25 protein-coding genes are annotated in these 26,006 nt (G+C 30.9%); 7 read left to right on the top strand and 18 right to left on the bottom strand.

The features are described 5' to 3' along the window. Window positions 1-74: 74 nt before the first annotated feature. From CAMP18498_RS05385 to purB, 9 genes are all read right to left on the bottom strand, one after another. The gene (locus CAMP18498_RS05385; protein WP_337197911.1) at window positions 75-1,178 is read right to left on the bottom strand and encodes a DNA adenine methylase; all 1,104 of its coding nucleotides are present in this window, start codon (window positions 1,176-1,178) and stop codon (window positions 75-77) included. Next, a complete protein-coding gene (locus CAMP18498_RS05380; protein WP_337197910.1) occupies window positions 1,169-2,158 on the bottom strand; it encodes a hypothetical protein in 990 nt (329 codons plus the stop codon). Before CAMP18498_RS05380 ends, CAMP18498_RS05385 begins: the two co-directional genes overlap by 10 nt. Window positions 2,159-2,162: 4 nt before the next feature. Beyond that, window positions 2,163-2,816 carry a bacteriohemerythrin gene (locus CAMP18498_RS05375; RefSeq protein ID WP_337197909.1) on the bottom strand — a complete coding sequence of 218 codons (654 nt, stop codon included), beginning with the start codon at window positions 2,814-2,816 and terminating at the stop codon, window positions 2,163-2,165. A 5-nt stretch (window positions 2,817-2,821) separates the two neighbouring features. Further along, window positions 2,822-3,343, bottom strand: a complete 522-nt coding sequence (infC, locus tag CAMP18498_RS05370; protein ID WP_337197908.1) for a translation initiation factor IF-3 — start codon at window positions 3,341-3,343, stop codon at window positions 2,822-2,824. Then, window positions 3,340-5,151, bottom strand: coding sequence for a threonine--tRNA ligase (thrS, locus tag CAMP18498_RS05365; RefSeq protein WP_337197907.1), 1,812 nt, complete (start codon window positions 5,149-5,151; stop codon window positions 3,340-3,342). Before thrS ends, infC begins: the two co-directional genes overlap by 4 nt. A 106-nt stretch (window positions 5,152-5,257) precedes the next feature. Then, entirely contained in the window at window positions 5,258-6,064 is an 807-nt protein-coding gene (locus CAMP18498_RS05360; protein WP_337197906.1) for an undecaprenyl-diphosphate phosphatase, read from the bottom strand. Beyond that, window positions 6,061-8,046, bottom strand: coding sequence for an OPT family oligopeptide transporter (locus CAMP18498_RS05355; RefSeq protein ID WP_337197905.1), 1,986 nt, complete (start codon window positions 8,044-8,046; stop codon window positions 6,061-6,063). Before CAMP18498_RS05355 ends, CAMP18498_RS05360 begins: the two co-directional genes overlap by 4 nt. Window positions 8,047-8,061: 15 nt before the next feature. Next, the gene (locus CAMP18498_RS05350; protein WP_337197904.1) at window positions 8,062-10,437 is read right to left on the bottom strand and encodes a ribonucleoside-diphosphate reductase subunit alpha; all 2,376 of its coding nucleotides are present in this window, start codon (window positions 10,435-10,437) and stop codon (window positions 8,062-8,064) included. Window positions 10,438-10,454: 17 nt separating this feature from the next. Beyond that, on the bottom strand, window positions 10,455-11,783 hold the full coding sequence (purB, locus tag CAMP18498_RS05345) for an adenylosuccinate lyase (RefSeq protein WP_039667804.1): 1,329 nt from the start codon (window positions 11,781-11,783) through the stop codon (window positions 10,455-10,457). Window positions 11,784-11,861: 78 nt separating this feature from the next. On the opposite strand from purB, the gene CAMP18498_RS05340 reads away from it, so the two are divergent. Continuing rightward, window positions 11,862-12,776 (top strand): RluA family pseudouridine synthase, encoded by a 915-nt coding sequence (locus tag CAMP18498_RS05340; RefSeq protein WP_337197903.1) that lies wholly within the window; start codon window positions 11,862-11,864, stop codon window positions 12,774-12,776. Here the strand turns inward: CAMP18498_RS05340 and CAMP18498_RS05335 are convergent. The 4 genes from CAMP18498_RS05335 to CAMP18498_RS05320 are packed head-to-tail and all read right to left on the bottom strand — an operon-like array spanning window position 12,762 to window position 15,490. Next, a complete protein-coding gene (locus tag CAMP18498_RS05335) occupies window positions 12,762-13,781 on the bottom strand; it encodes a radical SAM protein (RefSeq protein WP_337197902.1) in 1,020 nt (339 codons plus the stop codon). The genes CAMP18498_RS05340 and CAMP18498_RS05335 overlap by 15 nt on opposite strands. After that, on the bottom strand, window positions 13,771-13,881 hold the full coding sequence (locus CAMP18498_RS05330) for a hypothetical protein (RefSeq protein WP_337197901.1): 111 nt from the start codon (window positions 13,879-13,881) through the stop codon (window positions 13,771-13,773). Before CAMP18498_RS05330 ends, CAMP18498_RS05335 begins: the two co-directional genes overlap by 11 nt. Then, window positions 13,878-14,948 carry a 23S rRNA (adenine(2503)-C(2))-methyltransferase RlmN gene (gene rlmN, locus CAMP18498_RS05325; protein WP_337197900.1) on the bottom strand — a complete coding sequence of 357 codons (1,071 nt, stop codon included), beginning with the start codon at window positions 14,946-14,948 and terminating at the stop codon, window positions 13,878-13,880. The genes CAMP18498_RS05330 and rlmN overlap by 4 nt, the downstream gene beginning before the upstream one ends. 8 nt (window positions 14,949-14,956) lie before the next feature. Continuing rightward, a complete protein-coding gene (locus tag CAMP18498_RS05320) occupies window positions 14,957-15,490 on the bottom strand; it encodes a purine-nucleoside phosphorylase (protein ID WP_337197899.1) in 534 nt (177 codons plus the stop codon). Between the two features lie 90 nt (window positions 15,491-15,580). On the opposite strand from CAMP18498_RS05320, the gene rsmA reads away from it, so the two are divergent. The 5 genes from rsmA to prfA all read left to right on the top strand — a co-directional run bounded on the left by rsmA (window position 15,581) and on the right by prfA (window position 20,522). Continuing rightward, the gene (gene rsmA / locus CAMP18498_RS05315; protein WP_337197898.1) at window positions 15,581-16,402 is read left to right on the top strand and encodes a 16S rRNA (adenine(1518)-N(6)/adenine(1519)-N(6))-dimethyltransferase RsmA; all 822 of its coding nucleotides are present in this window, start codon (window positions 15,581-15,583) and stop codon (window positions 16,400-16,402) included. Further along, the gene (locus CAMP18498_RS05310) at window positions 16,368-18,326 is read left to right on the top strand and encodes a ribonuclease J (protein ID WP_337197897.1); all 1,959 of its coding nucleotides are present in this window, start codon (window positions 16,368-16,370) and stop codon (window positions 18,324-18,326) included. The genes rsmA and CAMP18498_RS05310 overlap by 35 nt, the downstream gene beginning before the upstream one ends. Before the next feature lie 9 nt (window positions 18,327-18,335). Continuing rightward, the gene (locus tag CAMP18498_RS05305; RefSeq protein WP_263737433.1) at window positions 18,336-19,097 is read left to right on the top strand and encodes a pseudouridine synthase; all 762 of its coding nucleotides are present in this window, start codon (window positions 18,336-18,338) and stop codon (window positions 19,095-19,097) included. Window positions 19,098-19,186: 89 nt separating this feature from the next. Next, window positions 19,187-19,450 (top strand): 30S ribosomal protein S20, encoded by a 264-nt coding sequence (gene rpsT, locus CAMP18498_RS05300; protein WP_337197896.1) that lies wholly within the window; start codon window positions 19,187-19,189, stop codon window positions 19,448-19,450. Window positions 19,451-19,454: 4 nt separating this feature from the next. Further along, window positions 19,455-20,522, top strand: coding sequence for a peptide chain release factor 1 (prfA, locus tag CAMP18498_RS05295; protein ID WP_337197895.1), 1,068 nt, complete (start codon window positions 19,455-19,457; stop codon window positions 20,520-20,522). Window positions 20,523-20,531: 9 nt separating this feature from the next. On the opposite strand, the gene CAMP18498_RS05290 is transcribed toward prfA, so the two are convergent. The 3 genes from CAMP18498_RS05290 to CAMP18498_RS05280 form a co-directional block, all read right to left on the bottom strand. Further along, window positions 20,532-21,110, bottom strand: coding sequence for a lytic transglycosylase domain-containing protein (locus CAMP18498_RS05290; RefSeq protein WP_337197894.1), 579 nt, complete (start codon window positions 21,108-21,110; stop codon window positions 20,532-20,534). 68 nt (window positions 21,111-21,178) lie between these two features. Next, window positions 21,179-22,750 carry a single-stranded-DNA-specific exonuclease RecJ gene (recJ, locus tag CAMP18498_RS05285; RefSeq protein ID WP_337197893.1) on the bottom strand — a complete coding sequence of 524 codons (1,572 nt, stop codon included), beginning with the start codon at window positions 22,748-22,750 and terminating at the stop codon, window positions 21,179-21,181. After that, window positions 22,740-24,377: a CTP synthase gene (locus CAMP18498_RS05280; protein WP_337197892.1), complete on the bottom strand. Its 1,638-nt coding sequence runs from the start codon at window positions 24,375-24,377 to the stop codon at window positions 22,740-22,742. Before CAMP18498_RS05280 ends, recJ begins: the two co-directional genes overlap by 11 nt. Window positions 24,378-24,477: 100 nt before the next feature. Between CAMP18498_RS05280 and thyX the strand changes: the two genes are divergently transcribed. Continuing rightward, window positions 24,478-25,110, top strand: coding sequence for an FAD-dependent thymidylate synthase (thyX, locus tag CAMP18498_RS05275; RefSeq protein WP_039617054.1), 633 nt, complete (start codon window positions 24,478-24,480; stop codon window positions 25,108-25,110). A 13-nt stretch (window positions 25,111-25,123) separates the two neighbouring features. On the opposite strand, the gene CAMP18498_RS05270 is transcribed toward thyX, so the two are convergent. Together CAMP18498_RS05270 and CAMP18498_RS05265 are read right to left on the bottom strand one after the other, a co-directional pair. Next, entirely contained in the window at window positions 25,124-25,333 is a 210-nt protein-coding gene (locus CAMP18498_RS05270; protein WP_337197891.1) for an alkylphosphonate utilization protein, read from the bottom strand. A 9-nt stretch (window positions 25,334-25,342) separates the two neighbouring features. After that, the gene (locus CAMP18498_RS05265; protein ID WP_337197890.1) at window positions 25,343-25,984 is read right to left on the bottom strand and encodes an outer membrane beta-barrel protein; all 642 of its coding nucleotides are present in this window, start codon (window positions 25,982-25,984) and stop codon (window positions 25,343-25,345) included. Window positions 25,985-26,006 lie beyond the last annotated feature (22 nt).

The raw sequence follows: 26,006 nt of genomic DNA, 5'->3' as shown, positions 1-26,006 counted from the left end.
GTATCCTTTGGATCAATTTTTTCATAAAAGAAAGCTATCATTTTACTACAACTATGCTTTAGAAAAATTAAATTCTAATTCTTCTTTTTTAACACATAAAGTTGTTCTTGTATATGTATAGAGCGTTTAGAGAGGTTTCTACTAGCTCTAAAGACATTATACTTTTGCTCAAGCACAAAGCATTCTCCAAGACTTTGAAGTCTTTTTGTGAAATTTTCTTTTTTTACAAAACCCTCACAATTATAAGAAAGCAATACAATCTTGGCTTTTAAATCATTTATCAAATCAAACAAAGCATCTTCGGCTTTTTTTTCTTTGTTAAAAGCACTGCGGTTCCAGTCTTTTGGTATGCCAGAAACCTTTGAAATTTCCTTTGGCTTTTTATAATTTGCGATTAAATTTAACATAAAATAATTTGATCCATAAGGATGTTGATTATAAGGTGGATCTAAATACGCCACATCAAAGCTATCAAGCTCTTTAGCTAAAATATTTGCGTCTTTTTGAAAAACCTCATATTTACAAATAAAATTTGAAAAAACAGGCATTTTTAAATCTATATCGCCTTTTATACGACTAAGTGCGTTTGCTCCATTTCCTCCAAATTTTCCCACTCCATTTTTATCTTTATAAAAGCCTTTAAAAACCCCGCTTGTATTTGCATGCACGCTTGCTTCATAGATAAGTGGCGCTATGAAGTATTTTTGTATATTACTTGGCAAGCTTGAAATTTTTTCTCGCATAGAGTCTAAATACATCGCGTTTTTAAGCGTGTAAAAAACTCTTTCATTCTTTTGGATATGTTCATCATCATTTGGTGCATAAAGCTTGCTTATAAAACCTTTTTTAAGTTTTAAATCAGAAGTTAAAAAAGCATAATATTTTTGTAATTCTTGTAAAAATTGTGTGTTTTGATTGCTTAAATAACACTCATTAATGACTTTAGAATAATCTTCCAAATCATTTGCCATGATAAAACTCGCATAAGGCTTCACAAAACGCGAAACTACTCCAGAGCCACTAAATACATCACAAAAACTAAATTTGTCCTTTTTAAGCTCATTTTGTGCGAATTTAAAGCCTTGATTTAAAAAATCGAGCAAAGATCTTTTATTACCAAGATAAGCTATGATTTGTTCTTTTAAAAATTGCAGATTTTCTTTATCTTTTAGAAACATTTTTTTATTTTTTCAATCCACAAAAGATCTTCTTGGTTTAAATCCGTATGGAATCTCAAATTTGGCTTTTTGCGATTTTGCAAATAAAATACTTTACAATAGTCGTTTTTTAAAATATATCTATAATCTCTATTCTTTTTACCTATAATCGTAAATTTGATTAAATTATCCGTACCTTTATTGTATTTTTTTAGTATAATTTTCCCATTAAAAGCCATATTTAAAACACTATCAACTTGAGTATTTACCACATAAAACAATTTAACAACATCTTTATATTTATTAAACTGATTTTGATATTTTGTCAATGCACGATTATACAACTCAATATTTCTTTTATAAACTATATTTTTTTTATTAAGATTTTTTATTTTATAAATATTATGACAATTATTCACTATATATGCTTTTGCTTCATCAAGTTGTTCTATAACATACTTAAGCTTACTGTTTAATTGTTCTAACATTAATTGTTTTTGAAAAAAATTTTTAGAATTTATCTCATGTAAAAATTTTTCAGGGTTAATTTCAAATGTATTCATATTGCCTTCTACTTCCTCAAATACTAAATATTGCTTAGCATACAATTCATTATAGGATAAACATTTACCAATATAAATAAAATCTGCTATTATTTTACCACTTCCACATATATCAACATAAACCTTCTTTGCCTTTATAACTCCACCTTCTAGAGTCTCAATAAAAACACAATCTGCAATAACACTTCCTTTACAATGCTTGATATAAACACTAGAAGCTTTAATTTCAGATCTTGAATGAGTTTGTCCTTCAACAAAAACACTTGAAGCAATTATATTTGATTGTTCTACATTTCCTTTAATAAATACATTTCTAGCTTTAATACAAACTCCACTTTTTATACATGATTCCAATTGATTATTGTTTTCAACTGTTATATCTTCATCAAGATAATCCTGATCAACATTATTTTTATTTAACTCTTTAAAATATAACACCGATTTATCCCAACACTTTTTTCTTAAGGATGTCAAATTCAATATCTTCCATAGAAGGATGAGCCAAAAAAACCATAGGTTGTCTACACATCGTGCATCGAATTTTTGTTTTCCTTTTATAAAGACTTTTATGTACATTTCCTTTTACTTTATAAATCCTATCTCCACAAGCACATACATAATTAAAATCATTACCATTTGATTCAGAAATAGACGAAATTATATCCGAATACTCAACAATATTATAAGGTTCTTCTTGAATATCATACAATCCTTTTGAGTGCTTTAAAATATCCAAATCTTCAGTTAAAACATGAACCAAAAACTCTTCTGCAGCATTATATAAAATTTCAAAATCAAATTTACGCTGATTCAGCTCTTCAATAATTTGTTGAACCATATTTTTTAATCTTCTATGAGATTGTATATGCTGTTCTAACATTGGAAAATTAATAGAACGCATATAATTTTCTTCGTCTTCACAATGCTGTTTAGCATAATGTAACATTTCTTTTATAGTATTTCTTATAATTGATATATCAATATTTTTTTCTTTTTGTTCTTGCAACTTACGCACAGAATTAAACAGCGCTTTATGCTGATTGTCTATAATAATTTGATTTATATTATAATTTTGCTTCCACTCAAAATTAACCATATTATCTATCTTTTCTTTTTAGGAGTTACTAGCATATTTACATAGCGTCCTTCAAACAAAGGTTCTTTATCTCTATCTGCTATATCTTCAACCATTTGCCAAATTTTTTCAAGCAAAGCTACTCCTGCTTCAGGAGAACCCATCTCACGACCTTTTAAAAACACTCTAAATTTAACATGCTTACCTTGCTCTAAAAACTCACTTGCATGTTTGACTTTATAATTAATGTCATTTTGAGCGATTTTCACAGAAAGTTTGATTTCTTTTATATCGATAACTTTTTGTTTTTTCTTTGCTTCTTTTTGTTTCTTTTCTTGTTGATAACGGAATTTTCCATAATCCATTATCTTACATACAGGTGGTTTGGCTTCAGGGGCTATCATCACCAAATCAAGCCCTAGTCTATTCGCTATATCTAGTGCTTCATCACTACCAATAATGCCATAAACCTTGCCATCATCACCTATACACCTGATCTCATCTGCTTGAATTTCTTCATTTAGCAATACTTCTTTTTCTTTACTCAAAAGCGTACCTCACTTAATTTCTCCTTTGTTAGGATTATAAATTCATCTAAAGTCATTGTTTTTTGTTCTTTTGCTCTTCTATCTCTTAAAGCCACACTTTGATTTACTACTTCTTCATCACCTAAAACAAGTATCATAGGCACATGTGCTTTTTCAGCGGTGCGGATTTTTTTATTTAAGCTTTCATTTTTATTATACACTTCACCATCAATGCCAAGTTCTAAAAGTTTTCTTGCTATTTCTTTCGCATACTCATGATGATTTTGCGAAATAGGCACTATAGCTACTTGAGTTGGTGCTATGAAAAATGGCAACTCACCCGCACAATGCTCTACTAAAATTCCTATAAATCTTTCAAAAGAACCTAAAATAGCACGGTGAAGCATTACAGGTTGTTTTTTCTCATTATCTGCGTCTGTGTATTCAAGCTTAAAACGACTTGGTAAGTTAAAATCTACTTGTATAGTTCCACACTGCCATTTTCTTTTTAGCGCATCAGTGATTTTGATATCGATTTTTGGACCATAGAAAGCTCCACCGCCCTCATCAATTCCATAATTCAAACCTTGCTCATCTAAAGCTTCTTTTAAAGCCTTTGTAGCTATATCCCAAATTTCATCATCGCCTATTGCTTTTGCTGGGCGTGTTGAAATTTCCATTTCATAATCAAACTCAAAAGCCTTCATCAAAGTATCAACAAAACTTAAAATTTCTAAAACTTGTTCTTTTATCTGACTTGGCATACAAAAAATATGTGCATCATCTTGAGTAAATTCTCTTACCCTAAAAAGCCCGTGTAAAACTCCACTTTTTTCATGGCGGTGCACCACGCCGTATTCAAAAAATTTCAAAGGTAAATCACGATAACTTCTAACATCACTTTGATAAATTTTAATATGTCCTACACAATTCATCGGCTTAATGCCATATTCTTGCTCATCAATTTGCGTAAAATACATATTTTCTTTATAGTTTGCATAATGCCCACTAATTTTCCACGCATCAGCTTTTAAAAGTTCAGGCCCACGCACAGGCTCATAGCCTCTTAATCTATGTGCTTTATATAGCAAATGCTCTAATTTGCTTCTTAATTTTGCACCATTGCTAAGCCATATAGGAAGCCCACCGCCTATTTCATCATCAAAGGCAAAAAGTTTCATTTCATTACCAAGTTTTCTGTGATCTCTTTTTTTAGCTTCTTCAATGATTTTTAAGTATTCATTTAAACTTTCTTTATCTGCAAAGGCAGTACCATAAATTCTTGTGAGCATTTCTCTTTTTTCATCACCACCCAAATACGCTCCCGCTACACGAGTAAGCTTGAAAAATCTTAAATACCTAGTATTTGGTACATGAGGTCCACGGCATAAATCTTCAAATTCGCCTTGCTTATAAATACTTACTTTTCCATCAGGAATTCTTAGTAAAACTTCTTGTTTTAAATCATCATTAGCAAATTTTTCTTTAACCTCAGTCTTTGAGAGTTCATATTTTGTGATGTCTAGCTTTGCTTCTGCTAGTTCTTTCATTTTCTTTTCGATTTTGCTTAAGTCTTCTTCTGAAATCTTGCTATCAACTCTAAAATCATAATAAAATCCATCTTCTATCACAGGCCCTACGAAAAATTTAGCCTCTGGATGCAAGCTTTTAATCGCTTGAGCCATTAAATGCGCACAAGAGTGGCGGATAACTTCTAAACTTTCTTTAGAGTTATCAAAATAAATCGGAGTTAAATTTGTGTCATTGTTAAAACTTTGAGTATCTACCAAAGTTTCATTATTTGCATATGCAATTATATCTTTTGTCATTTCTACCCTTAACACTCACTAACCTTGTGAGCTTAAATTAAAATATAAGACTAATTTTAGCTATGAAAAACTTAAACTTTTTTTAAATAAAGGATATTTTTATATTTCAAACACCCGTTCTTGATATATCTAAAGCACCACTCATAAAAAGGTATAAAAATACAAAACCTAAAACTATCCTATAAATTCCAAAAGGTATGAAGTTTATCTTGCTGATTAATTTTAAAAATATTTTAATTACTACAAAAGCCACTACAAAAGCTGTTATAAAACCTATGGCTAAAGGAATGAAATTATTCATATTGCTTAGAACTTGTGGTTCTTTATAAATGCTATAAGCTGTTGCTATAATCATAGTAGGAATTGCAAGCAAAAACGAAAATTCAGAAGCAACTTTGCGATCAAGCCCAAGCAATAAGCCACCTATAATACTTGCTCCACTTCTTGAAGTACCTGGTATGATCGCAAGAGCTTGAGTTAAACCTATCAAAAAAGCTTGTTTATAACTTACCTCATCTAAAGAGTGGATTGTGTAGTCTTTTTTTCTATGTTTAAGTTCTATAATGATAAAAATAATCCCACCAATGATTAACATAGTAGCCACGGTATAGCCATTAAATATTTCTTTTAAAAACTTATATGCTATAAAACCCACCCCACCTGCAGGCAAAAAGCCCACAGTAAGTTTTAACCAAATATCAAGTTTTTGAGTTAGTTTTTCTTTGAAAATAAAAATCACCGCTAGTATAGAACCAAGCTGAATGATGATAAAAAAACTTCTCCAAAAATCATCTATATTTAAACCCAAAATTTCAGCACCTAAAATCATATGCCCAGTAGATGAAACAGGTAAAAATTCAGTCAAACCCTCGATAATTCCTAAAATCAAAGCATAATAATAATCTAAATTCATTTTTTAAGTACTCTTCTTGCAAAAATTAGCATAATCGCTACAAACACTACAAAACCTATAATCCCATCGTCTTTAAATGAAGTTGCAATAGCAAGTGGATCTTCAGCCCCACCTCTACTAATAGAAAGCACAGTTAAACCAGCTATTAACACTCCAAATAAACTCTCACCTACTATCAAACCAGAGGCAAATAAAGTTCCTTTTTGCTCATGCTCTTGAATAAGTTCTTTTTTATGAGCATTTTTAGCATATCTTTGTTCTAAACGCTTTTTGATTAAATACGCTAGTAAGCCACCTACAAATAAAGGCATATTAACAGCAGGTGGTAAATATATACCTATACCCACAGCTAAAGGTGGCAAAGACATATTTTTCTTTCTTAATAAACGATCGACGATGATTATACCAACGCCCACAAAAGCTCCCGCTATAATATAACTCCAATCGATATTAGCATTAAAAATACCTTGTGCTATAGTGCTCATCAAATTTGCTTGTGGTGCAGCAAGTGCATTTGCCTCATCCATTCCTTCTCTTGGCATTGCACCTACAAAACCATAAGCTTGGTATAATAAATTTAACACAGGAGCGATAGCCAAAGCTCCAAACACACAACCTATAATCAAAGAAATTTGTTGTTTCCAAGGAGTTGCACCCACCAAATAGCCAGTCTTTAAATCTTGTAAATTATCGTTAGAAATAGCAGCAGTTGCTAAAATAACACTAGTAGTAAATATAGCAAAAGCAATAGCAAATTTAGACATCAAAGGATCACTAAATAAATCTACTTGATAACCCAAAAGTAAAATAATCAAAGAAGAAATCATAATCCCAATAAGCCCTATACCCGAAATAGGAGAAGATGATGAACCCACCAAACCTGCCATATATCCACAAGCAGAAGCTACAAAAAAGCCTATGAAAATAGCTACTAAAGCTCCTACTAAGGCAAAAAGAAATTGATAACCACTTGCTAAATTTGAATCAGCTACAAAAGCATAAAATGAAATAAACAAACCTATACACATAAGTACAAATAAACCTAGCATAGCTTTTAAAGACAAATCTGTATCTTTAGGATCTTGTGAGAGGTTTAATGAGGTTTTTTTAAGCATATTTTTCATGCCATCATATACAGGTTTTGCAAGTTCTATTAAAGTCCATAATGCTGCTATAGCAATAGCTCCTGTACCTATTAAACGCACTTTTTGAGCCCAAATTTGATTAGCTATATCAAGCGCACTTAAACTTGTATCAAAACTTTCTTTAGCAGAAAAATACGGCACAAAAACCATCCAAGCAAGCACCATACCCACAAGCAATGCAACACCTCCGGCTATACCTACTAAGTATCCAGCACCCAAAAGTGCCACTGAATAGCCCATAGAAAAGCCAAAAGTCATTTTTTGCCAAATGAATGCAAAACTACTTCCACTTGAAAGTAGCTTAAAACCGCTTGAAAAAAGACTTATAATAGAAGCAAAAGCCACGCCAAGTATGATTTCTTTTAAGCCTACTTTTCCTTTTTTATTGGCTTGATCTTTATTAGCTACTTTTAAAATTTCAGCAGCAGCTCTTCCTTCAGGATAAGCTAATTTACTCTCTACTACCATAGCTCTACGCAAAGGTATAGTAAAAAGCACGCCTAATCCACCTCCACAAAGACAGAGCATAAAAGTAAGCCAAAGTGGAAATTCAAACCAATATCCACACATAAAAAGACCCGGTATAACAAAAATCACAGCCGAAAGCGTACCTGCGGCTGAAACTTGAGTTTGAACCATATTATTTTCTAAAATATTAGAGTCTTTAAAGATTTTTAAAACAGCCATTGCAATCACAACAGCAGGAATAGAAGTAGAAAAAGTAAGACCAACTTTAAGCCCCAAATATACATTTGAGGCGGTAAAAATAATCGTTAAAATACTTCCTAGTATTATACCCCTAAGCGTAAGCTCCGGTAGTGAGTTTTTTGTATGCATTTTGTTTCTCCATTTTTATTGACAACCTTCACATTCTATAGTTCTATCAACTACATCATCATTTACTTTTTGACTATCAGGGCTTTCGCTTCTTAGATAATAAGTTGATTTAACACCTAATTCCCAAGCAAGTTGATAAATTTCATTTAAATATCCACCGCTTGCTTTATCTAAAGAAACAAAGATATTTAATGATTGACCTTGATCAATCCATTTACCACGAATCGCTGCTGCTTTTACTAATATTTTTTGATCAAGCTCATAAGCAGGGGTATAATACTGCCAAGTATTAGCACTTAAATTTGGCACTACAGTTGGTATCATACCACTTAAGTTTTGCTCAAACCATTTTCTTTTATATACAGGCTCAATTGTTTGAGTAGTACCCACTAAAATCGAGATAGAAGAAGTTGGCGCTATGGCCATTAAATAACCATTTCTTATACCATCTCTTTTGAGTTTTTCTCTTAATTTTTCCCAATCACACTCGCTTTGATCAAACAAACCTTCACTTGCGGTAAGTTTTTTAGCATTTTCATTTGCTACATCAATTGGCACTATACCTTTACTCCAGTTTGATCCTTCAAAGTCAGGATAACTTCCTTTTTCTAAAGCTAAATTTGAGCTAGCTAAAATCGCCTCATAACTAATCATTTCCATAATACGATCAATTTTTTCAAAATGCTCATTAGAACCCCAATAAATTTGAGCTTCAGCCACCATTTGCGCTTCACCCATTACACCAAGTCCTATAGCGCGTGATTTTAGATTGGTATTTTTAACCTTTATATGAGGATAAAAATTTAAATCAATCACATTATCAAGCATTCTTATTGCCGTTGGCACTACTCTTTGAATATCTTCTTTGGTGTTAATTTTACTTAAGTTTATACTTGCTAGATTACAAACTGCGGTTTTTCCTTCGTTTTTGTATTTTTCTACTATATAGACTTTTTTACCATTAATACTATCTAAAGTAGAAACTTTCTTAGCAAGCTTTTTATACCCTCCATCTATTGTAAGTTCTTCATCCTCATCTAAATGAAGCTCTGTTTTATCATCAAATACAATTTTGATTTGATAATAATTTGGATCTGTATTTTGAAAAATTTCTGTACATAAATTTGAACTTCTTATAATTCCTGCGTGGGAATTTGGATTTGTTTTATTTGCACTATCTTTAAAACATAAAAATGGCATACCTGTTTCAAAATAAGATAAAAGTATTTTTTTCCAAAGCTCTTTTGCATCTATAATTTCTTTAGCTATGCTTTCATCTTTTTCAAATTCTTCGTATTTTTTCTCAAATTCTTCACCGTATAAATCGCATAAACTTGCTGTATCAGCAGGATCAAAAAGCGTCCATTTGCCATTTGCTCTTACTCTTTTCATGAATAAATCATTAATCCACAAAGCAGGGAAAAGCTCATGTGCTCTTCTTCTTTCTTCACCTGAGTTTTTACGCAAGTCTAAAAAGTCATTAATATCCATATGCCAAGGTTCAATATAAACCGCAATTGCACCTTTTCTAGTACCAAGTTGATCAACAGCAACTGCTATATCATTAGTGATTTTTAAAAATGGTATGATCCCACCTGCTGCATTTTTATGCCCATCTATGCTTCCACCCATAGCGCGCACCTTAGACCAATCCCATCCTATACCACCGCCAAATTTAGATAAAAGCGCCATTTCTTGATAAGAATCAAAAATTCCTTCTATATTATCAGGCGTGCTTCCTATATAACATGAGCTTAATTGGTGTCTTGTAGTTCTTGCATTTGAAAGGGTTGGAGTTGCAAGCATTACTTCAAAAGTTGAGATCAAATCATAAAATTTCTTAGCCCAAGTTTGAGAATCTAGCTCATTTTGTGCTAAAAACATCGCAATAGCCATAAACATTTGCTGTGGTAATTCTATAGGCATACCCTTAGAATCTTTAATCAAATATCTATCATATAAAGTTTTTATACCAAGATAAGTAAATTGCAAATCGCGTTCTGGCTTGATATAAGCATTAAGATCATCTAAATCATATTTTTCTTTTAAGCCGATTAAAATCCTACCTTCTTTTTCACCTTTTTCAAGATATTCTCTTAAATGTTTATATCCATTATAACCACTTACTTTTTTATATAAATCATATAAAAATAATCTTGCAGCAACAAAGGTCCAATTAGGTCTATCAATATCTATTTTATCTACTGCTGTTTTTATAAGAGTTTGTTGGATTTCTTCTGTTGTTATACCATCACGAAATTGAATTTTTGCATCTACTTCAAGCTCACTTTGGCTAACATTTTCTAAATTTGCCACCGCGTCGGTGGTATATTTTTTAATTTTAGAAACATCTAACTCTTCAGTTCTTCCATTTCTTTTTAATACTTTCACTCACAACCCCTAATTTATTATTTAAAAGTTCTTGCAAAAATTTTATCTACATTTTTTGTATAGTAGTTATAATCAAAACAATTTCTAATATCTGCTTCACTTAAAGATTTTTTCAAATCCTCATCAGCTAATAAAGCCAGCAAAAACAAACTCTCGCCTTTTTCATTTAAAGCAGGCTTACCATTTTGCAAATCAGCCCAAACTTTCATAGCATTTCTTTGAACGATTTTATAAGCTTCTTCTCTGCTTATACCTTTAAATGGAAGTTCAAGCAACACTCTTTGAGAGAATACAAGTCCTCCGGTTAAATTTAAATTTTTCATCATATTTTCTGGATACACCAAAAGCTTTTCTATCACACCACATAATCTTGAAAGCATAAAATCAGTCGTGATAAAAGCATCAGGCAATACAAATCTTTCTACGCTAGAATGTGATATATCTCTTTCATGCCACAATGCTACATTTTCCAAAGCAGGCGTCACATAAGCTCTTATCATCCTGCAAAGACCGGTAATATTTTCACTCAAAACAGGATTTCTTTTATGAGGCATAGCTGAGCTTCCTTTTTGTCCTTGAGAAAAATACTCTTCGGCTTCATATACTTCTGTTCTTTGAAAATGGCGGATAGCAACAGCGATTTGCTCACAACTTGAAGCTAAAATAGCTAAAGCTGAGATAACTTGTGCGTAGCGATCTCTTTGTATAACTTGGTTTGAAACTGGTGCTGGCTTAAGATCTAAGTTTTTACAAACTTCTTCTTCAAATTCAAGCGGAGCATGAGCAAAATTTCCCATGGCACCACTGATTTTTCCATAGCTAATCACTTCTTTTGCATGAATGATTAAATCTTTTGCATGTACTAGCGAATCATACCAAATAGCCAAAACCAAACCAAAAGTTATAGGCTCTCCATGAATTCCATGGCTTCTTCCTACCATTAAGGTATTTTTATGCTCATATGCTCTTGTTTTAATCGCTGCTAAAACTTGATCTAAATCTTGCAAGATTAGTTCTAAACTATCTTTAATCTGCAAAGCAACTGCAGTATCAATACAATCTGAACTTGTCATTGCATAATGTACAAAACGACTTTCCTCGCCCAAACTTTCACTTACACTAGTTAAAAAAGCGATAACATCATGTTTGGTAGTTTTTTCTATCTCATCTATTCTTGCTATATCAAATTTTGCATTTTTTATAATTTTTTCACAATCATCGTCTTTAATAAGACCAAGTTTATTCCATGCTTTCACAGCAGCTAATTCCACTTTTAACCATGCGTCATATTTTGCTTGCATGTCCCATTTTTTAGCCATGATTTCTCTACTATATCTTTCAACCATTTTCAAGACCTTTTTTTATATAATTTTTTATGAAAAATAGCTTGAATTTTATTATAAATTACCTAAGAAAGTTATTAAATGGCATATATAAAAAAGAAACTAGCAAATAATGGAAAAAAGGCATTTAGACTGCTTATGGATGAGTTAAAAATTTCTATGCGTGAAGCACAAAAACTCATTGATAAAAAAAGACTATTTTGTAATGGAATTTTAGTAGAAGAAAAAAACAAATTTTTAAATGGTTTAGTAGAATTAATCGTATATGAAAATAACCCCAAAGGATTGGAAATAGTTTATGAAAATGAAGATTTTGCTGTAGTAGAAAAACCAAGCGGGGTGCTAACTCATCCTAATGGACGCAATTGTACTTATAGTCTTTGTGATGAAATTTGGCATTTATGGGGTGAAAAAGCTTGCGTGGCTCATAGACTAGATAAAGAAACAAGCGGACTTTTGCTCATAGCTAAACATAAAAATGCGCAAATTGAGTTAAAAACCATGTTTGAAAAAAGATTAGTGCAAAAAAGCTATCTTGCTCTAGTAAAAGGAAAAACTAAAAAAGAATTTATAGTAGATAAAAGTATGGATTTAGCTAAAGACTATGATGCAGTAAAAACTAGAATGCATATTTGTGAAAATGGTAAAGAAGCTTTAACGCAATTTTATACTTTAGAATATTTTGAAAATTTAGATGCCAGTTTAGTTTTAGCTAAACCTCTAACAGGCAGACAACACCAAATAAGACTACATTTGTTTCATGTGAAACATAAAATTTTAGGTGAACCTTTATATGGTTTAGAAAAAACACAAATAGAGCAAATACTTGATGGAAAAATGAGCGAAATAAAAAGAACTCAAATCACAGGTGCTAAAAGACTGCTTTTACACTCTTTTAGCTTAGAATTTACATATAAAAATCAAAAATTTTTGATACAATCTCAAAAAGATATAAAAGATGAGTTTTTGAAAAAATTTATATTAATCTTTTTCTAATTTTAAAACTTTATCAGTTTGGATTGCAACTGCAATTTGCTTAGCTGGCTTACCATAATCCCTACAATAATCACAAGATTTATAAAAATCTTGAGAATAAAATTCAAAAAATCTTTCTTTAGAATCCTCTAAATTTAAAAAATCGCCATTAAATTCTTCAAGTCCTTTTAAACGTGATAAAGAACTTGATATAGGGCAAACAAAAATAGCTCCTTTAGGTGCTAATTGTTTATTTTCTAAACCCTCAGATGTCATCAAACTTACACATGGCATTTGACAATTACGATAGTTTTTGATTATATCTTCTTTACTTCTACCACGTTTATAAATTTTTTCAGGATCACTCCAAGTAGAATTTTCACCACTAGAGTCCATAGAAAATGGAATTTTATTTTCTTTTAATTTTCTTAAAATGCTTTCTTGCTTTAGTGGAATTTTTAAATTTGGTGACCTTTTGTAATCTGAAATCGTAATTTTTCTAACCTTATTAGATTTTTTTAACTTTTTCATCAATTCATCTTTAAAATCAATAGTTGCATTAGTAACTAAAGAAAAAGTTAGTATTTTCTTTTGAGTATCTAAATAATCAATCAATTGTGGTAAATCTTTAAATAACAAAGGCTCTCCACCTATGATTCTAACCCTTGCGATAGAATCTACCTTAGATAAAAGTAGCTCTAATGATTCTATAATACCCTCTAAAGTACAAGTATATTGATTTGATGGTGAAAAATACTGCATTAAATTGTTACATGATTCACAACGCAAAGTACATCTTGTAGTTAAAACTAATTCTAAATAAGGAATATCCACCTTACCTTCTAAAACTCTCTTTTCAAAGTATTTTTTTAAATAAAATTTTTTCATCAAAGCAGCATAAGGAACTTTAAAAATTCTAGCAATTCCTCTTTTGCCATTTAAATACGAAAAATACCAAGAAATATTTGGTTTTATATATCTATTTTGAAATAATTGGTTTTCTAATAATTGTTTTTTATCTACCATTGTTTTTCCCTTCATTTATTAATACATAAACAATTCCACCAAGTCCTATGATCACTACTATGCTTATAAAAATAAGCTGTGCTATATCTAAAAAAGTCATTGTTTACTCTGCCTTTCTTTAAGCTGTCCGCATGCAGCTGAAATATCAAGTCCTTTACTTTCTCTTATCGTGCAAGTAGCACCTTTGGCACTTAAATAATCTTGAAATTTAACCGCATTTTCAACACTTGGTCTTTTATATAAACTTCCTTCGTGTGGATTAAAAAGTATTAAATTCACTTTAGCTTTTATGCCATTTAAAAGTTTGACTAGTTCTTTTGCATGTTCTATTTTATCATTTATACCATCGATTAAAAGATATTCAAACATCACTCTTTTACGCTGATCTATAGGAAAATTTCTCACCGCTTCCATAATGCTTGCTATATTATAAGCTTTATTAATAGGCATTAATTCACTTCTAAGCTCATCATTTACAGCATGGAGCGAAATAGCCAAAAGCACACCCAAATTCATTTCTCCAAGCTCTTTAATTTGCTTTGCCAAACCACTTGTACTTATAGTTTGTCTTCTAGGGCTTATCGCTAAGGCATCATTATCGGCTAAAATTTTAACTGCCTTAGAAACATTTTTAAGATTATCCAAAGGTTCTCCCATACCCATATAGACTATATTAACCCTTCTTTCATAAGGTATGTTGTTATATTTTTTAATCCATAAAATTTGTCCTACTATTTCTCCTGCAGTCAAATTTCTTTTCAAACCGCCTTTAGCAGTCAGACAAAAACTGCACCCACTTTTGCAACCCACTTGAGAGGAAACACAAATAGTATATCTTGCATGTTTGATGATTTTTCCATTTTCATCTACAAGTTCTTCTTTCATTGGTAGCAAAACAGCTTCGATTTTTTTACCATCTAAAAGTTCAAAAAGATATTTTATACTACCATCTTTGCTTTTTTCATCTTTCACATATTTTAGAGGTGAAAAATGAAAATTTTCTTGCAAGTGTGCTCTAAAGTCTTTTGGCAAAGATGACATTTGTGAAAAATCGTCTGCATATTTTTTATATACCCATTCAAAAATTTGCCTTGCTCTAAATTTTGGCTGGACTAAATTTTCTAATTCTTCTTTAGTAAAATCTAATATATTTTTTAATTCACTCAATTTTTTTCCTATATAAGTTTTTTATCTAACAAAAAATCTTTTAATAATTCTTTTGCCTTTTGATGGTTTTTTAAAAAATCCTCATGTGCAAATTCATTACAAAAATTTGTCGCACATAAATAACAAATTCCTTCTATCCCTTGCATTTTTGCACAAGAAAGCACTGCATATGCTTCCATATTTTCTATATGTACGCCTTTTTTAAAAAATTCTTGGGCGATATTTTCATCTTTACAAATATAATTTGAAGAATTAATCATAGTTTCATGTGAAACATTTAATCTAATCTCATTTGCTATAGGCGTATAAAAACTATCAAATAAATCTGCATATTCTAAATTCGCTGCGTTAGAACTTTCATAAATGTCTAAAATTTTTCCTTCTTGGTAAATTCCACATGTGCCTATAAAAATCACTCTATCTACTTTTGCTTGACTTAAAATTTTACCCAAAGAAAAAGCAGAATTAACCAAACCTATGCCTATACTTTGTGCAAATTTAAAATCCTCATTTCCTCCTGCACATACTATAAGATTTTTCAAAAATTAACCTTTATAAAAAATAATTCAAATTTTATCTAATTAGCGCTTAAAATAATGCTATAATTAATATTTTTTAGATAGAATAAATTTATGATAAAAGCAAAAAAACATTTTGGGCAAAATTTTTTATGTGATAAAAGCGTGGTAGATAAAATCATCCAAGCCATACCCAAAGATACTAAAAATATAGTTGAGATTGGGCCTGGCTTAGGTGATTTAACGCAAGAACTTTTGAAAATCCCACAAGCTCATATTAGAGCTTATGAGATTGATAAAGATTTGATTCCTATTTTAAATAAAAAATTTCAAAATGAGATTGAAGGTGGAAATTTTGAGCTTATCCATCAAAATGCAAGCGATGCTTTTGATCAAGGAAGTTTAAGCGATAAAGAGTACTTTTTGGTAGCAAATTTACCATATTATATTGCTACAAATTTGATTTTAAAAGCCCTAGAAGATCAAAATTGCCTTGGGCTTATAGTAATGGTGCAAAAAGAAGTAGCACAGAAATTTTGTGCAAATGAAAAAGAAAGTAATTTTTCGGCTTTAGGGGTGCTTTGTGCATTGATATGCCAAAGACAAATGCTTTTTGATATACAACCACAAAGTTTTAATCCTCCACCAAAAGTTACTTCAGCTGTAATGAAGTTAATAAAAACCACTCATTATCAGCAAAAATGTGAAAATATAGAAGCTTTTAAAGAATTTCTTAGAGCTTGTTTTCAAAATCCTAGAAAACAACTCTTATCTAATTTTAAAAATAAAAAAGAAAAAATTTTAAAAGCATTTGAAGCACTAGATATCTCTTCTACCTCAAGAGCTCATGAAATTAGCGTTGATTCATACCTTAAAATTTATAACCATTTAAAGGATGACTATGAGCGAAGAAAACAAAACTCAAGAGCAAAATAAAACTAAAAGATTTAATAAATTTAGAAACAAAAGAAAAAAAGATTCACAAAATCAAGAGCAAAATAGTGAAATTAAAAACGAAACAAAAGTAGAAAATACTCAAACTGAAGCTAACGAAGAAAAAAAGAAAAAGAAAAAAAATAGAAATTTACCATCTAAATTAAGTGGCAATGAAGAATGGCAAATAGAACTTGCTAAAAGCATAGAAGCTAATAAAATCATGCACGAGCTAAGACTTCACCCTTTAAAACACAACAACTCAAGCGAACATAAAATTCGTATTACACCTTTGGGTGGGCTTGGGGAAATCGGTGGAAATATCACTGTTTTTGAAACCAACAACGATGCAATTATCGTTGATATAGGTATGAGTTTTCCAGATGGAACCATGCATGGAGTAGATATTATCATACCTGATTTTGACTATGTAAGAAAGATTAAAAATAAAATTCGCGCTATCATCATCACTCATGCTCATGAAGATCATATCGGTGCTGTGCCGTATTTTTTCAAAGAATTCCAATTTCCTATCTACGCAACACCTTTAGCACTAGGTATGATTTCAAATAAATTTGAAGAGCATGGTTTAAAGGCTGAGCGTAAATGGTTTAGACCTATAACAAAAAGACAAATTTATGAAATAGGAGAATTTAATTTAGAATGGATTCACATAACTCACTCTATCATCGATGCTTGTGCTTTAGCCATTAAAACTAAAGCGGGAACCATCATACACACTGGCGATTTTAAAATAGATCAAACACCAATTGATGGCTATCCAACGGATTTAAGTCGTTTAGCTCAATATGGCGAAGAAGGTGTGCTTTGTCTTTTAAGTGATAGTACAAACTCATATAAAGAAGGTTATACAAAAAGTGAAAGCTCCGTAGGACCTACTTTTGATCAAATTTTTGCTAAAACTAAAGGCAGGGTAATCATGAGCACCTTTAGCTCTAATATCCACCGTGTATATCAAGCTATTAGCTATGGTTTAAAATACGGCAGAAAGGTGTGTGTTATAGGGCGCTCTATGGAAAGAAATCTCTATACTACTATGGAACTTGGCTATATCAAACTTGATAGAAAAATTTTCATTGACGCTGATGAAGTAAGCAAATATAAAGATAATGAAGTACTAATTGTCACTACAGGAAGTCAAGGCGAGACTATGAGTGCTTTATATAGAATGGCAACTGATGAGCATAAATTTATCAAAATCAAACCTAGCGATCAAGTTATCATTTCAGCTAAAGCAATACCAGGCAATGAAGCAAATGTTTCTGCTGTGCTTGATTTTCTTTTAAAAGCAGGAGCTAAAGTAGCTTATCAAGAATTTAGCGAAATTCATGTAAGCGGACATGCTAGTATAGAAGAACAAAAACTCATGCTAACTTTAGTAAAACCTAAATTTTTCTTACCAGTACATGGAGAGTATAATCATATCAACAAACACAAAGAAACTGCTCTAAAATGTGGCATACCTGAAAGAAATATCTATTTAATGAGTGATGGAGATCAAGTAGAACTTTGTCAAAAATACATCAAACGCGTAAAAACAGTTAAAACAGGAAAGGTCTTTGTAGATAATCAAATCAACAAACAAATCGCAGATGATGTGGTAATCGATAGACAAAAACTAGCAGATAGCGGTATAGTTGTCATCATCGCCCAGCTTGATAAAGCAAGTAAAACTCTTATTAACAAGCCAAGAGTATTTAGTTATGGCCTAGTAGCTGATAAACAAGATGGAGCATTCTCAAAAGAAATGAGTGATGTTTTAAGTCAATTTTTCCCAAATGTAAAAGATGAAATTTTAGATAATCCAAAAGTTTTAGAAGCTCAAATTAGACAAGTACTAAGAAAGCATATTTTTAGAAAAATCAAAAAATATCCAACCATAGTACCAACTATTTTTGTGATGTAAAGTGAAATTATGAGAATTAATAAATTCATCTCACACAATAGCAAATACTCTCGCCGTGAGGCTGATGAGCTAATCAAACAAGGCTTAGTAAAAATCAATAAAAAAACAGCCTTGCTAAGTGATAGCGTAAATGCTGAAGATAAAGTTTTTATCAATGGTAAAAAACTCCATAAAAAAACACAATTTTCAGTCATCATTTATCACAAACAAAAAGGTGAAATAGTTAGTAAAAAAGATGATAGAGGTAGAAAAACCATCTATCATACTTTACCAAAACAATTTAGCACTTGGCTTAGTGTAGGAAGGCTTGACTTTGCAAGTGAGGGATTGCTTTTACTAACTGATTCACCTGTGATAGCAGATGCGCTTATGCATAGTGATTTAGAAAGAGAATATTACTTAAAAGTAAAAGGTAATATAGATAAAAATGTCATCGAAGCTATGCAAAATGGCTTAGAAATTCAAAATGAAAAAAAAGGGGCTCACGCTAAAACTAAAATAACCTCAATGAGTTTTGCTCCATTTTTAGGCTTTGAAATTTTTGGCTCAAGCGGTGGCTATACGAAGCTAAAAGTAATCATTAATGAAGGTAAAAATAGAGAGTTAAGACGCTTTTTTGGACATTTTGATTTAGAAGTGATGGATCTTAAAAGAGTAGCTTTTGGAGCATTAGATCTTGGTATGTTAAAAGCTGGCAAATATCGTTATTTGGAAAATGGCGAGTATGAAAAACTGCGCGATTTTTTAAAAATAAATGATATTAGGTATTAAAATTAATACTTTAAAAATACTTAAATTAATTAAAATTTAATTTTAATTTTGTATAATTAGCAATTTAATTTATATAAAAAAGGAAAATTATGGCAAACCATAAATCTGCTGAAAAAAGAGCAAGACAAACTATCAAAAGAACTGAAAGAAATAGATTTTATAGAACAAGATTAAAAAATATTACAAAAGCGGTTCGCGAAGCAGCAGCAAATAATGATAAAGAAGCTGCACAAAATGCATTAAAAATAGCTAATAAAAGCATTCACGCTATGGTAAGTCGTGGATTTTTGAAAAAACAAACTGCTTCACGCCGTGTGAGTAGATTAGCATTATTGGTAAATAAATTAGCATAATTTAATGTTAGCTGATAAACTCAAACCTTTTTTAGCGCGCTTTGATGAGTTAAATACTCTTCTTAGCGATGTTAATATCTCTAATGATATTTCTAAAATGACAGCTCTATCTAAAGAGCAAAAAAATTTAGAACCTATAGTAGAAAAAGCAAAAGAATATCTCAAAACCTTAGATGATATAGAAGAAAATAAACTTCTTTTATCTGATCCTGAATTAGGGGAGCTTGCAAAAGAAGAGCTTAAAAATCTCGAAGTTTCAAAGCCACAGCTTGAAGAAGAATTAAAAATTCTTTTATTGCCTAAAGATCCAAACGACGATAAAAATATATTTTTAGAAATTCGTGCAGGCACAGGTGGTGATGAAGCTTCTTTGTTTGTTGGGGACTTAGTAAAAGCTTACATACGCTATGCTGAAAATCGTGATTACAAATACGAAATCGTAAGCTCAAGTGAAGGTAGCGTAGGTGGGTTTAAAGAAATTATCATTCTTATCAAAGGAAATGGAGCTTATTCAAGGCTAAAATACGAAGGTGGCACGCATAGAGTTCAAAGAGTGCCTGAAACAGAATCTCAAGGTAGGGTTCATACTTCAGCTATTACAGTGGCTATTATGCCTGAAGTTGATGATGTTGAAATTCAAATCAATCCAAATGATTTAAAAATCGATGTAATGCGTAGTAGTGGCCATGGTGGACAAAGCGTAAATACCACAGATAGTGCTGTAAGAATCACTCATATTCCAACAGGTATAGTTGTAGTAAATCAAGATGGTAAAAGCCAACATAAAAACAAAGAAAGCGCCATGAAAGTCTTAAAAGCAAGACTTTTTGAAATGCAAGAACAAGAACGCTTAGCTAAAGAAAGCGAGGCAAGAAAATCACAAGTTGGAAGTGGCGATAGAAGTGAGCGCATACGCACTTATAATTTCCCTCAAAATAGAATTAGTGATCATAGAATAAATCTTACTTTATATAGACTTGATGCGATTTTAGAAGGTGGGCTTTTTGATGAAATCATCGAGCCATTAATCGCTTATTATCAAGCAGAAGCTTTAAAACAAGAAAATTTATAATTTCTTGTTTTAATTATTACTTGCTAGCAAAATTCTGTATTGTTCTTTATCTACATTCATCAAAAGAGAAGCGAGTTTAAAAGCTCTAAATTTTTCCATTACAAAAAGATCTTTGCTATCTTTTAAGACTATAGCAACTAAATTTTTCATTACTTTATTAAGCCAAATATTTTTATATTTATCATTTGCTGAATGGTATCTTCCAATAGCATTCCAACTAAAACCATGCTTTTGTATAATTTCATGAAGCAATCTTGCTGCTGTGTCGATATTTACACTAGATTTTACAATCTCTTTTTCGGCAATTTTATAGCGTTTTAAATGAATACTATTAATTTGCATTAAACCATAATCTCTTGTTTGATTTTTATTTTTACCGATGATATTATGCTTATATGCAGCATTTTCTGTTAAAGCTATAGCCTTAAGTAAAGCCGTAGGTATGTTGTATTTTCTAGCTGCAGCTTTAAAGTCTTTGTCATACTTATAAAAATTTTCAGGTATATAAGTATCACCTATAAAAATTTTTGTATCAAAGGCAAAAGTAAAATTAAAAAATACTACTAATAATAAAATCCTTTTTAACATTTTACTCCTTTATATTACTTATGCTATAGCAAATTTATAAATAAAAAATATGTGAATAAGTTAATAAATTATCTAAGAATTTCTTTGATAGTAAGTTGAGGCGTGATTAATCCTCTAAAATTATTTTTGGAAACACTAGCTATAAAGTTGATATTTTCCCCAATTTCTGGTTCGTAGTCAAAGTTAAAAAATAAAGCTTCTAAAGTCTTATTTCCTTGTGTTAGAATAAGCTTTATATGGTTTTCTTCCTTACCTAATCTTCTTTTATTTTTTACAAAAAGCTTATCAAATTTAAAATAAGGTCTTGGGTTTTTATGCCCAAAAGGTTCAAAAAATTCTAATATCTCTAAAAGCTCAAAATCAACTTCATTTGGGTCAATACTACCCAAAACCTCATCAGCATTATAAAAATCATCTTTAGGGATATTTTGACAAATTTCATAAAGCTTACTTTTAAAAACACCAAATTTTTTAAGCTCTACCAAAACTCCGGCTGCACCTTTATGCCCACCATAGCTTAAAACAAAGTCTTTAACTTGCTCTATAATATTTAAAATATCTATCCTACCTACACTTCTAACACTAGCTTTAGCCTTTTGCTCACATTCTGAAAAAACAAAGGCAGGTTTGTTAAAATGCTTTGCTAAACGACTTGCAACTATACCCAAAACACCCTCATGCCAGTTTTGACCATTGACAATAATCACAGGATCATTTTCATCAACTTGTTCTAAACACTGCTTAAAAAGCTCGCGTTCTTCATCTTTGCGGCTATTATTATAAGCAATGATTTGCTCTAAATATCCCATAACCTCATCGATATTTTTAGAATGTAAAAATTTATAAGAAATAATTGCATCATCCATTCTACCTGCGCTATTAATCAAAGGTGCAATTAAAAAACTAATATTATCAAGCTCAAATTTATCCTTACCAAAATACTGCTTGATAGCTTTAAATGCAACTCGTTTTGAATCATTAATACACTCTATGCCCTTTCTAACTAAGGCTCTATTTAAATCTCTAAGCTCCATCATATCTGCGATAATTGCGATAGATAAAAGCTCTATAAATTTACACATATTATAATTAATCTTACATACTTCTTTTATAGCAGCAACTAAATACCAAGCCACTTGAGCACCACAAATTTCAATATCAGGAAATTCACAATCTTGTTGTTTAGGATTAATGATCGCATAAGCTTTTGGTAAAGTAGCTGGAGGCATATGATGATCGGTAATGATTAAATCAATTCCTTTTTGTAAACAAAGCTCTGCTGCATCAAAAGCTGCTATACCATTATCTACAGTGATGATTAAATCTACCCCATTAAGTTCATTGATGATTTCTTCATTTAGACCATATCCATCTTTAAAACGATTTGGAATTTTTACCACATAGTCATATCCAATATCATCAAAAAATTCAGATAAAATCACACAAGAAATCACTCCATCTACATCATAATCCCCAACAATAGCAAGCTTTTGATTTTTTTCAATCGCTTCTTTGATACGCAAAGCACCTTTATAGACATCTTTTAAACAAGATGGCATAGGTAAATCACAAAGCTTTACATGCGTATCATTGATAAAACGCTGGTGTAAAATTTCTTTTATTTTGACTTTATTTAGCATGATTTGTTAAAGATGCCTTGATAAAAGAAAAAATAGCCGGATTAACCCTAACCAAGCGTGAAGTAAATTCAGGGTGAAACTGCACTGCTAAGAAAAATGGATGATCTTTAAGCTCCACAGCCTCAACCAAACCTTCATTTTCCCCGCTTATAATAAGCCCATTTTTCTCAAACATTTCTTTATATTTTGGATTAGCTTCATAGCGGTGGCGGTGGCGTTCTTTTACGCTTTTTTGATTATCATAAACCTTACTTAAAAGTGTATTTGGCTTGATATGACACTCATAAGCTCCAAGACGCATAGTTCCACCAAGTGGAGTTTTACTTGTTCTAATTTGCTTTTCTCCACTTGCGTCAATAAATTCATCAATCAAAAAGATGATAGGATTTTTACAATTTGGATTAAATTCATGAGAATTTGCATCTTCTAGTTTTAAAACATTGCGTGCAAATTCCACTAAAGAAAGCTGCATACCCAAACAAATTCCTAAAAATGGAATTTTATTTTCTCTTGCATATTGTATGGCTTTGATTTTTCCTTCTACTCCACGATAACCAAAACCACCTGCTACTAAAATCCCACTTACATCTTTAAAGCTTTCTTCAACATTTGCATTTTCTAATTTTTCACTATCAATCCATTTTAAATTTACTCTCGCATCAAGTGCTGCACCTGCATGGATAATGGCCTCTGTTAAGCTTTTATAACTTTCTTTTAAATCTACATATTTTCCTACAAAAGCAATGCTAAGTTCATTACTTGGAGCGATGACCCTTTTTACCAAAGAATCCCATTCGTTCATATTTGGCTTTAAATTTTGAAGATCTAATAAACTTGCAATAGAATTTAAAATATCTTGTTTTAAGAAATTTAGTGGAATTTGATAAATACTAGCTGCGTCTACACTTTCTATAACACAATTTTTTTCAACTCCACATGAAATTGCGATTTTGTCTTTTAACTCTCTATCTAAAGATTTTTCACTTCTGCAAATAATCATATCAGGGCTTATACCTATACGGCGTAATTCTCCCACACTATGTTGAGTTGGTTTTGTTTTAAGCTCTCCTGCTGCTTTGATAAATGGCACTAAAGTCAAGTGAATATTAATAGCATTATATTTACCCACTTCAAGCTTTAAAGCTCTAATGGCTTCTAAAAATGGCAAGCCTTCTATATCTCCTACTGTACCACCTATTTCAACGATTAAAATATCTTTATCAACTCCGGCTTTTTTAATGCGATCTTTTATCTCATCAACTATATGAGGGATTACTTGTATGGTTTTTCCTAAATAATCTCCTCTTCTTTCTTTTTCTATAACACTTTGATAAACTCTACCTGTTGTGAAGTTATTATCCTGAGATAAGCTCTCATTTAAAAATCTCTCATAATGTCCTAAGTCTAAATCTGTCTCAGCTCCATCTTCAGTTACAAAAACTTCTCCATGCTCTAAAGGACTCATCGTACCAGGATCTACATTAATATAAGGATCTGCTTTTAAAATACTTACTTTTAAACCTGAATTTTTTAAAATCGTAGCTATAGAAGCTGCTGCTATACCTTTTCCTAATGAGCTTAAAACACCACCGGTTACAAAAATATACTTAGTTTGTTTTAATTTCATAAAATAACCTTATTTCTTTTTTTTGAAATTATAACGAATAAAAAATTTTATTTTTATAAACATTTGTGTAAAATTCAATTATTTTTGAAGGAATTTTTTGATGAAAATCACATTATTAAATCATACTCCACTTTCTGTATGCTCTCATGCAACAAGAACATGTTGGCAAAGTTTTGACAAAGGCGATTGTGGTGGCGAAAAAGATAAAGAATTAATCGATCGTGTGGGAAATAAATTCAAACATGCTTCAACCTTAGAGCATTTAAACTATACTTTTTATATACAAGGTATTTCAAGAGCATGCTTACAAGAAGTTGCAAGACACCGCCACACTAGTCCTAGTGTAAAAAGCACAAGATATACCTTAAAAGAACTAAGAAATGAAAGTGAATTTAAAGAAAATGACTTTGAAAATGCTAAAAGATACTTAGTATTAACCGGAAATGAAGTAGTAGATAATGCAAGTATCAAAGCTTTAGAAAATCTGCGTTTGATTTTGCAAAATAGTATTAGTTTAGACATAGCAAAATACTGCTTACCAGAAAGCTATAAAACAGAATTAACTTTAACAATTAATGCAAGAAGTTTGCAAAATTTTATCACTCTAAGAAGCTCAAAATCAGCCCTTTGGGAAATAAGACAACTCGCAAATGCTTTATTTGAGAACTTGCCTGAGGAACATCAATTTATTTTTAAGCATTGTGTTTATCAAGAAGAAAATTCCCAAGATTGATTGGGAATTTTTACTATATTTTTTTAAGAAATTCAGTTTTTAAAACAATCACACCAAATTTATCTATCTTAGCTTCAATTTCAGTGTCTTTGTTTGTTAATTTAATATTTTTTATAGTCGTGCCACGCTTTAAAGTAGTACTTGCACCTTTTACCTTTAAATCTTTAACAACACTTACACTATCACCTGCATTAAGCTCAGTTCCATTTGCATCTTTTGGCATATATTCTCCTTAGAATTTATAAGTATATCCTAGATATAAACCATAATTTGTTTGTTTAGGATCATAAAAGTTTGATGAATTAGCAGTGCTGAAATTTCTTGTATCGTAGTGAGTTTGTTCGGCTTTAAAACCAAACTCAATTTCATTTGCTTGATTTAATTCATATAAAGCACCGATTTTTGCCCCATAAGTATAACCATCAAAGTCTTGAGATAATGATAATATACTTGTTTTTAAAGTCATATCCGTTCTTGCATAACCGCCATATACACCTAAAACTGCTCTTGTTTTTTCAAAGATTTTTGGAGTAAAATCATAACCAAGTAAAAACTTATGTGTAGTAAACTTTCCATCAATTTTAAAACTTGTGGTATTGATTACATCACTAAATTCGCTTGAATAATTATAAGCACCATAAAGTCTATGGTTTTCACTAAAACGATAACCAACTCTTAAACCAAAAACAGGAACATCACCTTCTAAATCACCATTGAATTTTTTATTATTTTTAGTATGATCAAGATCAGATTTTACCTTAGTATGAAACCATCCTGCATCAATACCTAAAAGCAAACCTGAATTTTCATCTGCTAAAGCTAAATTTGAAACCAAAGCCACACTTGCAACTAAACTAAATAATTTTAATTTCATATTTTCCTCCTTTAAATAAGAT

Origin of the sequence: Campylobacter sp. W0066.2 (assembly GCF_024723515.1) — a bacterium.
Taxonomy (GTDB): Bacteria; Campylobacterota; Campylobacteria; order Campylobacterales; family Campylobacteraceae; genus Campylobacter_D.
This window is presented reverse-complemented; position numbering and strand designations above follow the sequence as displayed.

What these genes read in the sequence shown, in the direction of transcription:
- CAMP18498_RS05385 (WP_337197911.1), bottom strand. Translation starts at nt 1,178, where the DNA reads ATGTTTCTAAAAGATAAAGAAAATCTGCAATTTTTAAAAGAACAAATC.
- CAMP18498_RS05375 (WP_337197909.1), bottom strand. Translation starts at nt 2,816, where the DNA reads ATGGTTAATTTTGAGTGGAAGCAAAATTATAATATAAATCAAATTATT.
- thrS (WP_337197907.1), bottom strand. Translation starts at nt 5,151, where the DNA reads ATGACAAAAGATATAATTGCATATGCAAATAATGAAACTTTGGTAGAT.
- CAMP18498_RS05360 (WP_337197906.1), bottom strand. Translation starts at nt 6,064, where the DNA reads ATGAATTTAGATTATTATTATGCTTTGATTTTAGGAATTATCGAGGGT.
- CAMP18498_RS05355 (WP_337197905.1), bottom strand. Translation starts at nt 8,046, where the DNA reads ATGCATACAAAAAACTCACTACCGGAGCTTACGCTTAGGGGTATAATA.
- purB (WP_039667804.1), bottom strand. Translation starts at nt 11,783, where the DNA reads ATGGTTGAAAGATATAGTAGAGAAATCATGGCTAAAAAATGGGACATG.
- CAMP18498_RS05340 (WP_337197903.1), top strand. Translation starts at nt 11,862, where the DNA reads ATGGCATATATAAAAAAGAAACTAGCAAATAATGGAAAAAAGGCATTT.
- CAMP18498_RS05335 (WP_337197902.1), bottom strand. Translation starts at nt 13,781, where the DNA reads ATGGTAGATAAAAAACAATTATTAGAAAACCAATTATTTCAAAATAGA.
- CAMP18498_RS05330 (WP_337197901.1), bottom strand. Translation starts at nt 13,881, where the DNA reads ATGACTTTTTTAGATATAGCACAGCTTATTTTTATAAGCATAGTAGTG.
- rsmA (WP_337197898.1), top strand. Translation starts at nt 15,581, where the DNA reads ATGATAAAAGCAAAAAAACATTTTGGGCAAAATTTTTTATGTGATAAA.
- CAMP18498_RS05310 (WP_337197897.1), top strand. Translation starts at nt 16,368, where the DNA reads ATGAGCGAAGAAAACAAAACTCAAGAGCAAAATAAAACTAAAAGATTT.
- CAMP18498_RS05305 (WP_263737433.1), top strand. Translation starts at nt 18,336, where the DNA reads ATGAGAATTAATAAATTCATCTCACACAATAGCAAATACTCTCGCCGT.
- rpsT (WP_337197896.1), top strand. Translation starts at nt 19,187, where the DNA reads ATGGCAAACCATAAATCTGCTGAAAAAAGAGCAAGACAAACTATCAAA.
- prfA (WP_337197895.1), top strand. Translation starts at nt 19,455, where the DNA reads ATGTTAGCTGATAAACTCAAACCTTTTTTAGCGCGCTTTGATGAGTTA.
- CAMP18498_RS05290 (WP_337197894.1), bottom strand. Translation starts at nt 21,110, where the DNA reads ATGTTAAAAAGGATTTTATTATTAGTAGTATTTTTTAATTTTACTTTT.
- recJ (WP_337197893.1), bottom strand. Translation starts at nt 22,750, where the DNA reads ATGCTAAATAAAGTCAAAATAAAAGAAATTTTACACCAGCGTTTTATC.
- CAMP18498_RS05280 (WP_337197892.1), bottom strand. Translation starts at nt 24,377, where the DNA reads ATGAAATTAAAACAAACTAAGTATATTTTTGTAACCGGTGGTGTTTTA.
- thyX (WP_039617054.1), top strand. Translation starts at nt 24,478, where the DNA reads ATGAAAATCACATTATTAAATCATACTCCACTTTCTGTATGCTCTCAT.
- CAMP18498_RS05270 (WP_337197891.1), bottom strand. Translation starts at nt 25,333, where the DNA reads ATGCCAAAAGATGCAAATGGAACTGAGCTTAATGCAGGTGATAGTGTA.
- CAMP18498_RS05265 (WP_337197890.1), bottom strand. Translation starts at nt 25,984, where the DNA reads ATGAAATTAAAATTATTTAGTTTAGTTGCAAGTGTGGCTTTGGTTTCA.